The 13,760-nt window shown below is 62.8% G+C and carries 11 protein-coding genes; 1 reads left to right on the top strand and 10 read right to left on the bottom strand.

Going from position 1 to position 13,760, the window contains the following annotated elements; genetic code table 11:
• Positions 1-28: 28 nt before the first annotated feature.
• Positions 29-2,041 (top strand): M3 family metallopeptidase, encoded by a 2,013-nt coding sequence (locus Q1A89_RS10595; protein ID WP_299727377.1) that lies wholly within the window; start codon positions 29-31, stop codon positions 2,039-2,041.
• Positions 2,042-2,058: 17 nt separating this feature from the next.
• On the opposite strand, the gene Q1A89_RS10590 is transcribed toward Q1A89_RS10595, so the two are convergent.
• The 10 genes from Q1A89_RS10590 to Q1A89_RS10545 form a co-directional block, all read right to left on the bottom strand.
• Positions 2,059-2,403 carry a hypothetical protein gene (locus Q1A89_RS10590; RefSeq protein ID WP_299727375.1) on the bottom strand — a complete coding sequence of 115 codons (345 nt, stop codon included), beginning with the start codon at positions 2,401-2,403 and terminating at the stop codon, positions 2,059-2,061.
• 134 nt (positions 2,404-2,537) lie between these two features.
• Positions 2,538-3,470, bottom strand: coding sequence for a glyoxylate/hydroxypyruvate reductase A (locus tag Q1A89_RS10585; RefSeq protein ID WP_299727373.1), 933 nt, complete (start codon positions 3,468-3,470; stop codon positions 2,538-2,540).
• A gap of 39 nt (positions 3,471-3,509) precedes the next feature.
• On the bottom strand, positions 3,510-4,649 hold the full coding sequence (rodA, locus tag Q1A89_RS10580; RefSeq protein ID WP_299727371.1) for a rod shape-determining protein RodA: 1,140 nt from the start codon (positions 4,647-4,649) through the stop codon (positions 3,510-3,512).
• Positions 4,646-6,589, bottom strand: a complete 1,944-nt coding sequence (mrdA, locus tag Q1A89_RS10575; protein ID WP_299727369.1) for a penicillin-binding protein 2 — start codon at positions 6,587-6,589, stop codon at positions 4,646-4,648. Before mrdA ends, rodA begins: the two co-directional genes overlap by 4 nt.
• A complete protein-coding gene (locus Q1A89_RS10570) occupies positions 6,589-7,125 on the bottom strand; it encodes a rod shape-determining protein MreD (RefSeq protein WP_299727367.1) in 537 nt (178 codons plus the stop codon). Before Q1A89_RS10570 ends, mrdA begins: the two co-directional genes overlap by 1 nt.
• On the bottom strand, positions 7,122-8,021 hold the full coding sequence (gene mreC, locus Q1A89_RS10565) for a rod shape-determining protein MreC (RefSeq protein ID WP_299727365.1): 900 nt from the start codon (positions 8,019-8,021) through the stop codon (positions 7,122-7,124). The genes Q1A89_RS10570 and mreC overlap by 4 nt, the downstream gene beginning before the upstream one ends.
• A gap of 144 nt (positions 8,022-8,165) precedes the next feature.
• A complete protein-coding gene (locus Q1A89_RS10560; protein WP_299727363.1) occupies positions 8,166-9,212 on the bottom strand; it encodes a rod shape-determining protein in 1,047 nt (348 codons plus the stop codon).
• Between the two features lie 257 nt (positions 9,213-9,469).
• Positions 9,470-10,081, bottom strand: a complete 612-nt coding sequence (locus Q1A89_RS10555) for a VPLPA-CTERM sorting domain-containing protein (protein WP_299727361.1) — start codon at positions 10,079-10,081, stop codon at positions 9,470-9,472.
• A 90-nt stretch (positions 10,082-10,171) separates the two neighbouring features.
• Positions 10,172-11,971, bottom strand: coding sequence for an FAD-dependent monooxygenase (locus Q1A89_RS10550; protein ID WP_299727359.1), 1,800 nt, complete (start codon positions 11,969-11,971; stop codon positions 10,172-10,174).
• A gap of 88 nt (positions 11,972-12,059) precedes the next feature.
• On the bottom strand, positions 12,060-13,631 hold the full coding sequence (locus tag Q1A89_RS10545; protein WP_299727357.1) for a 2-isopropylmalate synthase: 1,572 nt from the start codon (positions 13,629-13,631) through the stop codon (positions 12,060-12,062).
• Positions 13,632-13,760 lie beyond the last annotated feature (129 nt).

The following is a 13,760-nucleotide window of genomic DNA, read 5'->3' as shown; positions in this document are numbered from 1 at the left end:
TACATTGGGGTCAAAGGAGTTCGCCCACATGACAAACGTGCTTTTGCAGGACTGGGACACGCCGTTCCAGATCGCCCCCTTCGATGCCATTTCAGATGAGGATTTCGCCCCCGCGCTCGATATCGCACTGGAGCGGCACCGCGCAGAAATCGACGCGATAGCCGGGGCTGAAGAACCTGCCACTTTCGCCAACACGATCGAAGCTCTGGAGGCTGTGGGCCGTGATCTCGATAAGGTGCTGGGCACATTTTACACAGTCGCGGGCGCGGACAGCAATCCAGAGCGCGAGGCGCTGCAGCGCGACTTTTCGCCCAAGCTGGCGGCGCATTTTGCCGAGATTTCGGGTAACAAGGCGCTCTTTGCCCGCGTGGCTGCGGTCAATGCCGCCCGCGACCAGCTTGACCTGACGGATGAACAGGCGCGCGTGTTGATGCTGACCCATCGCGGCTTTGTCCGCTCTGGCGCGGCGCTGGAAGGGGCGGACGAGGCACGGATGAAGGAGATCAAGGGGCGCTTGGCCGAATTGGGCACCTCCTTTACCCAGAATCTGCTGGCGGACGAGCGGGACTGGTTCATGGAACTGGGCGAGGGCGATCTGGCCGGGCTGCCTGATTTTGTCGTGAGTACCGCCCGCGCAGCCGGTGAGGAAAAAGGCGTCGATGGCCCCGTCGTGACCCTGTCGCGGTCCCTGATCGTGCCGTTCCTGCAATTCTCGACCCGGCGCGATCTGCGCGAAAAAGCCTACAAGGCGTGGACTGCGCGCGGGGCCAATGGCGGGGCGACGGACAACCGCGCGATTGCCGCCGAAATCCTCACCTTGCGCGAAGAGCGAGCCAAGCTGCTCGGCTATGAGAACTTTGCCGCTTACAAGCTGGAAACCGAGATGGCCAAGACGCCCGAAGCCGTGCGCGCGCTGCTGATGCAGGTGTGGGAACCGGCCAAGGCACAGGCCGAGGCGGATGCCTGGGCGCTGGAACAGATGATGGTGCAGGACGGGGTCAACGGCCCGCTGGCACCCTGGGACTGGCGGTTTTATTCGGAACGTCGCCGCAAGGATTTGCACGATCTGGATGAGGCAGAGGTCAAGCCGTATTTCCAGCTCGAAAAGATGATCGAGGCGTCGTTTTCCTGTGCAAGCCGCCTGTTCGGGTTGGAGTTTAAGCCGCTGGATATCCCGCTTTACCACCCAGATTGCCGGGCGTGGGAGGTGACGCGGCGCGGCGCGCATGTGGCAGTGTTTATTGGCGACTATTTCGCCCGCGGCTCAAAACGGTCCGGCGCGTGGTGCTCGGCGATGCGTGCGCAGGCGAAATTCCCTGAGGCGCAGGCCCCGGTTGTCATCAACGTCTGCAACTTTGCCAAGGGTGATCCGGCGCTGCTCTCTTATGACGATGCGCGCACGCTGTTTCACGAATTTGGCCATGCACTGCACCAGATGCTGTCGGATGTGACCTATGAATCCGTCAGCGGCACTTCGGTGGCGCGTGATTTCGTGGAGCTGCCCAGCCAGCTTTATGAACACTGGCTGGAGGTGCCCGAGGTGCTGCGTGATTTTGCGGTACATGCGGACACGGGCGAGGCGATGCCAGCCGAATTGCTCGAGAATGTGCTGGCCGCAGCGACTTATGACATGGGGTTCCAGACCGTGGAATATGTCGCCTCGGCCCTCGTCGATCTGGCGTTTCATGATGGGGCGGCCCCTGCCGATCCGATGGCGAAACAGGCCGAGGTTCTGGAGGCACTGGGCATGCCTGCCGCGATCACGATGCGCCACGCGACGCCGCATTTTGCCCATGTGTTTGCGGGCGACGGCTATTCCTCGGGCTATTACAGCTACATGTGGTCCGAGGTGATGGATGCGGATGCGTTTGCCGCCTTTGAAGAGGCGGGCGGTCCATTTGATCCCGAACAGGCGCAGGCCCTTGAGGCGCATATTCTGAGCACGGGGGGATCAGTGGATGCAGGCGAACTTTACACCGCGTTTCGCGGGCGCCTGCCGGGGGTCGAGGCCCTTTTGAAAGGGCGCGGACTGGCGGCATAAGCCGCCAGCCATGTGCGTTACTCGGCGGCGACGGCGGCCTCGTCGGCCTTGTGTGCGCCGACCACGACCAGAACGGTTGCGCCCAGAACCCAGTAGTAGGCGGCGTCAAATCCGGTGAAGCCGAACAGGAATGGTGCGGCAACAAATGTTGCACCAACAAGACCGTCAACGATTAGGTGCAGTTTGTAGGGCAGCACACGGATAATCCCGGTTTCGTGATCCGTCAGCGCGGTCAGCGCCAGCGCGGCAAACCCTGTCACGATCGACAGAGCAAAGGCCACCTGGTTTGTCGCCCCGATATTCAGCAGGAACGGCATTGCGATCAGTCCAAGGGCCACGGGATAGTCGATATAGGCGTGCATTTTTTGAGTGAAAAAGCGGTGCATGGTGGTCTCCAAAATGGTGTGTCAGGTCGACCACTCTGCTGGTCGACACCCATAAGGTAGAGTTCGGAACCGATTGGTACAATACACCTGTGCGTGAGGTGGTTGTGATGTCAGTAACCCGCTGTGCGGTCCACCGCATGCACGAACGGCAAACCGGCTTCGCCCCGCCGAATGTTCTCCGCGATGGTCTTGGCCGAATAGGCCGCACGGGTCTCAGAGGCGACATGCGGGGTCACGGTGACTTTGGGATGCGTCCAGAATGGATGATCCGCAGGCAGCGGTTCGATCCGGAACACATCCAGCGTGGCATGGTCGATCTGGTCCGTGTCCAGAGCGGCCAAAAGGGCATCGTCATCGATCAGCGGTCCGCGCCCCGGGTTCAGGATGCGCGCACCTTTCGGCATCAGCGCCAGCGTGCGGGCATCCAGCGTGTTTTCCGTCGCCGCTGTGCTGGGCAGCAGCAACACGCAATATTCCGCTCGTCCGAGACTGTCGTCGAGCCCATCAGGGCCGGAAAAACAGGTGACACCGTCGATCTGCTTTGGCGATCGGCTCCAACCGGCCATGTCAAACCCAAGGGCGCTGAGTGCCGTGGCACAGGCCGCTCCAAGCTCGCCCATACCCAGAACGGTGACGCGGGTGTCAAAGGCCAGCGGTGGCGCCTTGGGCTTCCACGTGCCGGGCGCGGCGTTGATATGTGCGTCCATTCCCAGATGCAGGCGCAGTATGTGGCCCGTAACCCATTCGATCATCCCTTGGGTCAGGGCCGGGTCCACCATCCGGCACAGGGGCAGGTGCAGCGTCGGGTTGCCGACGATGGCCTCGACCCCCGCCCAAAGGTTCAGCACCGCCTTGGCGCGGGTGTAAGGCGTGAAATCCTGCAATTCGGAGTTGGGCGCGTAGACGATGTAGTCGACGTCTGCGGGCGCCATGCCGGTGGCGATCTGAGCGTCCACACCCACGGCGGCGATGGCCGCGCGCAGGGGGGCTTCGTATTCATCCCAGCGGGCTTGGGTGGCGGCGAACAGGACGTTGACGCTCATGGCGCGAACGCGAGGTGGAACAGGGCCATGGGCATTTCCTTAGCGGGGGCGGTGGACATGCGCGCTTTGGGCCAGACCAAAGGCGAGCATCAGAACCAGCATGGCCGACCCGCCATAGCTGACCAGCGGCAGGGGCACACCGACAACAGGGGCCAACCCCATGACCATCGACATGTTCACCGCAAAGAACAGGAAGAAGTTGAGCGCGATCCCCAGCGTCAGAAGGGATGAAAACCGATCCTTGTTCGCCAGCGCAGAGACCACACAGAAAAGGATGATCAGCGCATATAGCGTGAGCAAAGAGAACGCCCCGATGAACCCGAATTCCTCGGCCAGCGTGGTAAAGATGAAGTCGGTGTGCTTTTCCGGCAGAAAGTTCAAACGGCTTTGCGTGCCTTGCATAAAGCCTCGCCCCGTCCAGCCGCCAGACCCCAGCGCGATCTTGGATTGGGTGATGTGATAGCCCGCGCCCAGCGGATCAGAGCTGGGGTCGAGAAAGGTGTCGATCCGGCGAAACTGATAGTCCTGCAGCAACTGCCAGGTGGTGCCCCGCGATTGCAGAACGGCAGTGATCAGCCCAACCCCGGCGGCAATGACGGCAGCGAAATAGGCCCAGTGCACACCGGCCAGAAACATCAGCCCGCCACCGGCAGCCATCAGCAGGATCGAGGTGCCAAGGTCGGGCTGGCGCAGCACCAGAGCCGTCGGAATCAGGATCAGGATCACCGGCAAGATCACCCAGAGGGGGCGCGATTTGCGCGCCGCGGGCAGCCAGTCGTAATAGGCGGCCAGCACCAGCACCAGCGTCACTTTCATCAACTCGGACGGTTGCAGGCGAATGAATCCAAGGTCGATCCAGCGCTGCGCGCCCATGCCGATCGAGCCAAAAAACTCGACACCCAGCAGCAACAAAAGCGTGCCCAGATAGGCTACCGACGCCATATTGCGCCAGAACCAAGCGGGCACCATGGCCACCATCACCATCAGCACAAACCCAACGGCAAAGCGTTTCATCTGCGGTTCGGCCCAGGGGGTAAACGACCCACCCGCCACGGAATAAAGCATCAGAATACCGACCCCGGCCACCGCCGCCAGCAACAGGGCCAGCGGCCAGTTCAGGTACAGGATCTTGCGCGGCCCGGTAGGGACGTATTTGGCATTGTACTCAAGATAACTCATGCCTGATCCTTGCCGTTGATATTGGCCAGCGGCTGGATCGCGCGCAGATCGCTTTGCTGTTTGCGGATGCGGTCACGGTCCTTGGTCGGATAGGCCTCAAGCGGGGGATCGCCGCCATAAAGCGCCTGCAGGGTCACATCGCGCGCGATGGGGGCGGCAGCGCGCGACCCACCACCACCATGCTCAACCACCACCGCCACGGCGTATTTGGGATTGTCGTATGGCGCGTAATTCACGAACAGCGCGTGATCGCGCCGCTCCCACGGCAGGTCCTCGTTGCGGGTGACGCCGCGCGCGCGTTCGGCGGCGGTGATGTTGCGGACCTGGCTGGTGCCGGTCTTGCCCGCCATGCGCATTCCGTCCTCGATGATCCGGCTGCCATAACCTGTGCCGCGCCGATCATTGACCACGTCAAACATCGCGCGACGCATTTTGCGCAAGTTGTTTTCATTCAGCCCAAGGCTGCCGCCACCAAGGACGGGCTGTTCGATGCCGTCGACGGATTTGATCAGGCGTGGCTTGACCTCATTCCCGCTTGCCAGCCGCGAGGCCATCACGGCTAGCTGCAGCGGCGAGGCCAGCATGTAACCCTGCCCGATCGAGGCGTTGACCGTATCACCCACGCGCCAGTCCTGCCCGTGGGTGCGTGTCTTCCACGCCTTTGTCGGGGTCAGCCCCTGTGCCACGGCCGACATCGGCACATCGTGCCGAATGCCAAGGCCAAAGCGGTTGGCCATTGCCGAAATCTTTTCTATCCCGACCTTTACGGCGAGATCGTAGTAGTAGACGTCGCAGGATTGCTTGAGTGAGTTCTGCAGGTTGACCCAGCCGTGGCCCGCCCGTTTCCAGCAGTGGAAACGACGGCCTGAAACCTCAAGATGACCCGGGCAATAGACGGTGTCGTCGGGGCCAATCAGCCCTTCTTCGAGGGCGGCCATGGCGGTGATCATCTTGAAGGTCGATCCTGGCGGATAGATGCCCTGCACGGTTTTGGAGGCCAGCGGGCGGTATTTGTTTTCCGTCAGCGCCGAATAGTCCCGCGAGGAAATGCCGCGCACAAACAGGTTGGGATCGTAAGTGGGCGCCGAGGAAATGGCGAGCAGGTCGCCCGTCGTCGCATCCATCACCACGGTGCTTGCGCTTTCGCCGTTGAGGCGGGCCTGCACGTAGCTTTGCAGCTTGGAATCGATGGTCAGTTGCAGATCAGAGCCGGGGGTTCCCTCGCGCCGGTCCAGTTCGCGCATCACACGGCCTGCGGCGTTCACTTCGACGCGGCGCGCACCGGCCTTGCCACGCAAGGTGTCTTCGACCTTGGCCTCGACCCCGACCTTGCCGATCTGAAAGCGCGGAATGCGCAGCAACTGGTCCGGATCGTCGAGCCGTTCAAGATCATAGTCACTGACCGGGCCCACGTAGCCCAGTACGTGGGCATAGTCTGACCCGAACGGATAGACGCGGCTCAGGCCCACCTCGGGCGTGACACCGGGCAGGGCGGGGGCGTTGACCGACACGCGGCTCAGATCCTCCCACGCGACCTCGTCCGCCACGGTGATGGGTAGGAACGGGGCCGAGCGTTTCATCTCGGCCATGGCACGTTCGACCTCTTCTGGGTCGAGGTCGATGACCTTGCCCAGACGGTTCAGCACATCGGCGACGTCGCCTGCATCTTCGCGCACCACGACGATGCGATAGCTCGGCACATTGCGCGCCAACGCGACGCCATTGCGGTCAAAGACTTCGCCGCGCGCGGGGGGAATGATGCGGATGTTGATCCGGTTTTCTTCGGCCAGCAGGCGGAACTGGTCGGCCTGATCGACCTGCAGGAACTGCATCCGTGCGCCAAGGGCACCGACGAAGGCGAGTTGCACACCGCCCAGAATGGCCGCGCGGCGGGTGATCAGGCGATGGTTCGCCTCTGCATCTATGCGGGGACGTTTCATTACCCGATCCCCCTGCCGCCCAGCTCGTTCGGGGCAGCCTTGCGCACGCCCAACGGCCCATGTGTGATGGCCACCACCAGCGGATAGGCCAGCACAGTCACTGCGATCTGGATGAGCGCCGGGCCAAGCGGCGTCCCTTCGACCAGCAGCACGGCGAGGATGAGTTGATAGGCAATGCCCACGCCGACGATCCATATCGCCACCGACACGAACTCACTTGCGATCGAGGCGTCCCGCAGCGCGCGTGATTGTGCCTTCATCTGCTCGCAGGCGATCAGCGCCAGCACAGCCCAAAGGCCTGGCGGGCGCTGCAGCAGCAAATCGGACAACAGGAACATACCCGCCAACAGCGTGGCGGGGACAAATTCGGGGCGTCGCACCGACCATGCCAGCGCGAAACAGAGGACAAAGTTGGGCCAGATCAGACCACCTGCACCGGTTTGGAGCGGCAACAGGTGCAGAAACACGATACCCAGGACCAACAGACCAAAGGCCAGCCGCATGGTCCAGAGCCGGGAAGAGACCTGTTCGTTCATTCCGTCACCTCGGTCAGCTCGGGCGGTTGTTCCGCGCCGTCCTGACCGCCCAGCACGTCGGTGGTGTCCGAAACGGGCTCGTTCCCGTAATGGCGCAGTACGCGCAGGAATTCGAGCCGTTCGTAGTCCGCCGCGAGGCGCACGCGCAGCCGTCCGCCCGGGTCGGCGGCGACTTGTCCAAGCAGCAGACCGGCGGGAAAGACGCCGCCATCGCCGCTGGTCACAACCCGGTCGCCGGGGCGCACGAGGTCGGGGTTTTCCAGGAAGTCGATGGGCGGCGCGGCGGAGTTGTCGCCTGCCACGATGGCGCGCTGGCCTGAGGGCTGGATGACGGCCGGTATCCGACTGGAGGCGTCAGTGACCATGATGACGCGGGACGTGTTCTGCGCCACGCCCGAAATCCGACCGACAAGACCGATGCCGTCCATGGTGGCCCAGCCTTCGACGATGCCGTCGCGCGCGCCCACATTCAGCAGCACGGACTGGCGGAAGGGGGAGCCTGAATCAGCCAGCACCACGCCGGTGATGTAGGTCAGGCGCGGGTCGAGGCGGACGTTGTTGAGGTCGAGCAGGCGCGCGTTTTCCTGTTCGAGCTGCAGAGCAGCTTCTTTCCAGCTTTGCATCTGGCGGAGCTCGCGGCGGAGTTCCGAGTTCTGCTCGACGATGCGGCGGTAGCTTTGGAAATCGCGCGCGAGATTGATGGTGCCGGTGATCGGGGCCATCGCCCAGTCGAGGTTCGGCACGATCTGATCGGTGACCTGCGCGCGGAATCTCTCGACCCTCGGGCTGTCGATCCGCCAGAGCAGGAAGGTGCCCGTCAGGAGCAGGACCAGCACAGCCAGAACCAGCCGCCGCAGCGGGCCGGTATAGTCGACATTTGTGCTGTCCTTGGCCAAGATTGCTCACCTCAGTTGGGGCAGGTTGACGCGATGGTCTGATATTTGCCGATCCATGGCAAGTGACCTGGTGTCCCACGCTGGGACATTTCGCAATCACAATAATTTCAAATACTTACGTAGTTAGCAGAGTCTTAACGCGCCCTAGCTGTCATAATCGATGGCGTGGCGCAGCTGGGTTTCGTATTCCAGTGCCTTGCCGGTGCCGAGGGCCACGCAGTTCAGGCTTTCATCCGCGATGGACACGGCCAGACCGGTTTGTTCGCGCAGCGCAAGGTCGAGATCACCCAAGAGCGCGCCGCCACCTGTCAGCATCACACCGCGATCCACGATGTCTGCCGCAAGGTCGGGGGGCGTCGTTTCAAGGGCCGTCATCACCGCCTCGCAGATTTGCTGCACGGGTTCGGCCAGCGCCTCGGCAATCTGGGCCTGCGTGACTTCGATTTCCTTAGGCACACCATTGAGCAGGTCGCGCCCGCGGATCTGCATCGAAGTGCCGCGCCCGTCATCGGGCATGCGCGCGGTGCCGATGGAGGTCTTGATCCGTTCAGCCGTTGTTTCGCCGACCAAAAGGTTCTGCTGGCGGCGCAGATAAGAGATGATCGCCTCGTCCATGCGGTCGCCGCCGACCCTTACGGACCGGGCGTAGACAATGTCACCAAGGGACAGAACGGCCACTTCGGTCGTCCCGCCGCCGATATCCACAACCATATTGCCGGTGGGGTCGGTGATGGGCATGCCCGCGCCGATGGCCGCCGCGATGGGTTCGGCAATCAGACCCGCGCGGCGTGCGCCTGCGGACAGAACCGACTGGCGGATGGCGCGTTTTTCGACCGGTGTCGCACCGTGGGGCACGCAGACGATGATCTTGGGTTTCGAGAACGTCGAGCGTTTGTGGACCTTGCGGATGAAGTGCTTGATCATCTCTTCGGCGGTGTCGAAGTCGGCGATGACGCCTTCGCGCATGGGCCGGATCGCCTCGATCGAGCCGGGCGTGCGGCCCAGCATCAACTTGGCATCTTCGCCCACGGCCAGCACTTTTTTCACGCCGTCCTTGATGTGATAGGCGACCACTGAGGGTTCGGACAGCACGACGCCCTTGCCCTTGACGTAGACCAGCGTGTTCGCAGTGCCGAGGTCGATCGCCATATCCGACGAAAACAATCCACCAAGATTTCCGAATATCGACATCTGCTGCGCACCTCGAATGCATTATTGGCGCCCCGACTCGGGAACGCATGTAACTGCTGTCTTATAGGGATGCGGATCGGCAGGTGAAAGGCCGGAATCGCCCGTAAACAAGCGCCATCGCGCCGATCCTCGGGGGGCGGAGGCGTGGTGGGCAGATTGCCCACCCTACGGGGTTTGGTTGGGGGCGCGATCCACGGTGAAGATGGTGTAGGGTGGGCAATCTGCCCACCTTGGCTGTGCTTTTATCTGCGCCGGGATCAGGCCCGTTTGCGCCGCATCAGGCCAAAAGCACCGAGACCGGCCAGAAGCAGCGGCAGCCCGGCGGGCAGGGGGACGGGGCTGGTTTCGACAATGGTCGAGCTGATCGTGTAGGCATAGCTGAAGTCATTCACGGTCTGCAGGTCGCCGAAAAAGCCCAGACCGACATTGTAGGTGCCCGGCCCGATGGGTGTGCCAGCGGTCGACAGAATCTGCAGCGCGCCTGATGGCGCAATTGTGCCGGTGAACAGGTTGCTCACCGTGGACGTTGTCACATCGTTGATGATGAATTGCAGCGCTTGCGTGCCTGTCAGAATGCCGGAAATCGACAGTTCAGTGATCTGCTGATTGGCGCTCACCTCGAAATAGAACGCATCAATCGGGTCGGCCCGTCCGCCGACGCAAAAGCTGGCGGCGCGGCAGGAGAGTGTGCCGATCACGTTGGACGCGGTGGTGCCGGACGGCGCTGCGCCAAGGTTGTTGCCGGTTGCGCCCAAGGCGTTGGCGTAGTTGCCGCCTGGTGCATTGGATTCCAGAACGGTGATTGTGTTGGCGGTGGCCGCAGAGGCGCCGAGCACTGCGATGAGTGCGGAAATTGCAATATATTTCATATACCTAACCTGTGGTGATAAAATTACGTGGCGGGACGTTAGCAGCCTCGAATAATCCGTCAAGCCGTTGGTTTTTGTCTGTGCGCGCGCCTAGCCAAGCGCCGTTTCGAGGAAACCGGTCAGGGTATCCCGGGCCGTCAGTGGCAGCACATGTGCCACATATTGGTCGGGTCGCACCAGCACGAGCGCGCCTGCGTCCCGGTCGATCCCCCGCAGATCGAAGATGTCTGTGGTGGGGTCCGGGCAGAACAGCTTTTCCTTGTCGCGCAGGCCAAGGCGCCCGGTTGCGGGGAAGAGGGCGGTGTGTGTCGGATCAAAGGTCGTGTCGCGATGTGCGCTTTGCACGATCAGGCGCAGGTCGAGTTGTGCGCGCTGTGCGGCGGGGTCATCGGCCAGGTGTTCTGCCAGCGCTATTGCCAGCGCCGGGTCCCGTCCGGCAAAAGTCATCACCCGCCATCGCCCGTCGGCGGTGATCGTGTGGCCAAGCTCGATCCGATATGCGTCCGCCCAGCGGATCACCGGGGCGGAGTGAAAGCGCGTGCCGATCTCGAACCCGGTGGCGCGGTGTTGGTCGCCGGTGGGGCCGCAGATGAGCGAGGGGGCATAGCGGGTTTCGACCCCGGCGGTGTAGCGCCCGTGTTTCTGGAAATAGCGTTGGAAGTCGGCCCCGTCGCGGCCCGCGCCAGAGGCGAACATCGCGGCAAAGGCCTTGTCAAAATCGATGAGTTCCTGCGCGATGGCGCGCCGTTCGGCGCTATAGCTGTGCAGCAGGGCCGGGCCCGCCCGCCCTTCGATCACGGATTGCAGTTTCCAGCCCAGATTGAACGCATCGGCCATCGACACGTTCATGCCTTGCCCCGCCTTGGGGCTGTGGGTGTGGCACGCATCCCCGGCGATAAAGACGCGCGGGGCTTGGGGGCTGTTCATGGGCACGTCGCTGAAGCTGTCGCTGATCCGCTGGCAGATTTCGTAGACGGACCACCATGCGACCTCTTTCACATCGAGGTGGTAGGGATGAAGGATGCGCTGTGCGGCGCTGATCACGCGGTCGGGGGTGATGTCGCGGTCGGCGACGCGCTCGTCCGGGTTGAGCTTGTCCAGTTCGATGTAGAGCCGGACCATGTGCCCGCCTTCGCGCGGGATGATCAGTAGGCTGCCCTCGGTGCTGGACTGGATTGCGCATTTGAAGCGGATGTCGGGGAAGTCGGTGACCGCAAGCACGTCCATCACCCCCCATGCCGCATTGGCCGCCTCGCCGCGCAGTTGCACCCCGAGTGCGCGGCGCACTTGGCTGCGGGCGCCGTCGCAGCCGACCACGAAGCGGGCGCTGATGGTCTCGCGCGTGCCGTTTGTTTCGAGCGTGACCGACACGGGTGCGTCCGGTCCCTCTGGCACCGTCAGGTCGATCATGCGGGTGTCGTAGTCCGGTTCCAGCCGTGTCGCCGATTTGCGCATGAGATCGAGGTAGAAATCCTGCACCCGCGCCTGGCTGAGGATCACGTGGGGCATGTCCGAGAGCCCATCCTCGACGTCCTTGATCCGGTCTGCGCGGGCGATGTGGTCGGGGTGCTGCGGGGCGGGCCGCCAGAAGGTCGTTTCGTTGACGTGGTAGGCCTCGTGAAGAACCTGATGGGCAAAGCCGAAGGCGGCGAACATCTCCATCGTGCGGCATGCGATGCCGTCGGCCTGACCCACGATCAGCGGTCCGTCGCGCTGTTCGACGATCCGCGTGCGGATGTGGGGGAATTGCGCGAGGTAGGCGGCGAGGGTCAGGCCAGCGGGCCCGGTGCCGACGATCAGGATATCGCAACTGTCCGGCGGGATGTCGCGATCTGCGGCGGGTTTGAGGGCAGGGTCGCCGGGGCGGAAACCGTCTTGGTGGTATTGCATGGCGTTCGTATACACCGAACACGGGCGGACGACACGTCCGCCTTACGGGGATCGGTTGGTGTAAGGCGGGCGTGTCGCCCGCCCGTGCTCAGCTGACGTCCTTGTAGCTGACCTCGCGCTTGTCGCTGCCGGTCTTTTCGCGCCGCACCAGCAGGCGGTTGAGGGCGTGGACATATGCGCGCGTGCTGGCCACGACCGTGTCCGTGTCTGCGGACTGGCCTGTGACGATGCGCCCGTCTTCCTCCATCCGCACGGAGACTGTGGCCTGCGCATCCGTCCCTTCGGTCACCGCATGCACCTGATAAAGCTGCAAGCGGGCGGTGTGTTCGACCAGTGCCTTGATGCAGTTGAAGGACGCATCCACGGGGCCGTCACCGGTCTGTTCGGTGCTGTGGCTTTGCCCGTCGATATCCAGCGTCATGCGCGCGCGGTTGGGTTCTTCGGTGCCGCAGATGACGTGCATGGAGGTGAGCTTGATCCGGTCTTCCTCGGCGTCCGTGGCGGTGCGCATCAGCGCGATCAGGTCATCCTCGTAGATTTCCTTTTTGCGGTCGGCCAGCGCCTTGAAACGGACAAACACGTCCTTGAGCTGGTTATCGCCCAGCTCATATCCCAGATCCTCGAGCTTGGAGCGCAGGGCGGCCCGGCCCGAGTGCTTGCCCATGACGATGTTGGTCTCGGTCAGGCCGACATCTTCGGGGCGCATGATCTCGAAGGTTTCGGCGTTTTTCAGCATGCCGTCCTGGTGGATGCCGGATTCATGGGCAAAGGCGTTCTTGCCCACGATGGCCTTGTTGAATTGCACCGGGAAACCCGAAACCGTCGCCACGCGGCGCGAGATGTTCATGATCTTGGTGCTATCGATGCCGGTGCGGAACGGCATGATGTCGTTGCGCACCTTGAGGGCCATCACGACCTCTTCGAGCGCGGTGTTGCCTGCGCGTTCGCCCAGACCGTTGATTGTGCATTCGATCTGGCGTGCGCCTGCCTCGACCGCCGCGAGGCTGTTCGCCGTCGCCATGCCAAGGTCGTTGTGGCAATGGGTGGCAAAGATGACCTCATCCGCGCCGGGCACGTTTTCGATCAGCTTGGCGATCAGATCCGCGCTTTCGCGTGGGGCGGTGTAGCCCACCGTGTCGGGGATGTTGATGGTGGTTGCGCCCGATTTGATGGCGATTTCAACCACGCGGTAGAGGTAGTCGAGTTCCGTGCGCGTCGCATCCATCGGCGACCATTGCACGTTGTCGCAGAGGTTGCGCGCATGGGTCACCGTCTGTTCGATCCGTTCGGCCATTTCGTCCTTGGTCAAGTTCGGGATGGCGCGGTGCAGTGGCGAGGTGCCGATGAAGGTGTGGATGCGGGGCCGTTCTGCGTGTTTCACCGCCTCCCAGCAGCGGTCGATATCGCCCAGTTGCGCGCGCGCCAGTCCGCAGATGACGGAGGTTTTGGCGTTCTTTGCGATTTCGCTGACGGCGTTGAAGTCCCCTTCGGAGGCGATGGGAAATCCGGCCTCGATGATGTCGACGCCCATGTCGTCGAGCAGGGCTGCGATTTCGAGCTTTTCAGCATGGGTCATCGTCGCGCCCGGGGATTGTTCGCCGTCGCGCAGCGTGGTGTCGAAGATGACAACACGGTCCTGGGTTTTGTCAGTATCGGTCATTTTGGGTTCTCTTTTGAATTCTGTTCCTGAAGCCTTTTGGCGCGCGGGCTATCCTCTGAGCGGGCGCGCCAACCGGCTGCGCTCAGAGGCGGATTAGGAGCAGGAGGCCACGGCCAAGCGCGCCGGTGG

Source organism: uncultured Tateyamaria sp., from assembly GCF_947503045.1.
In the GTDB taxonomy this organism is placed as follows: Bacteria; Pseudomonadota; Alphaproteobacteria; order Rhodobacterales; family Rhodobacteraceae; genus Tateyamaria.
Note: the sequence above shows the minus strand (reverse complement) of the source record. Positions and strands in the feature narration are given on the sequence as shown.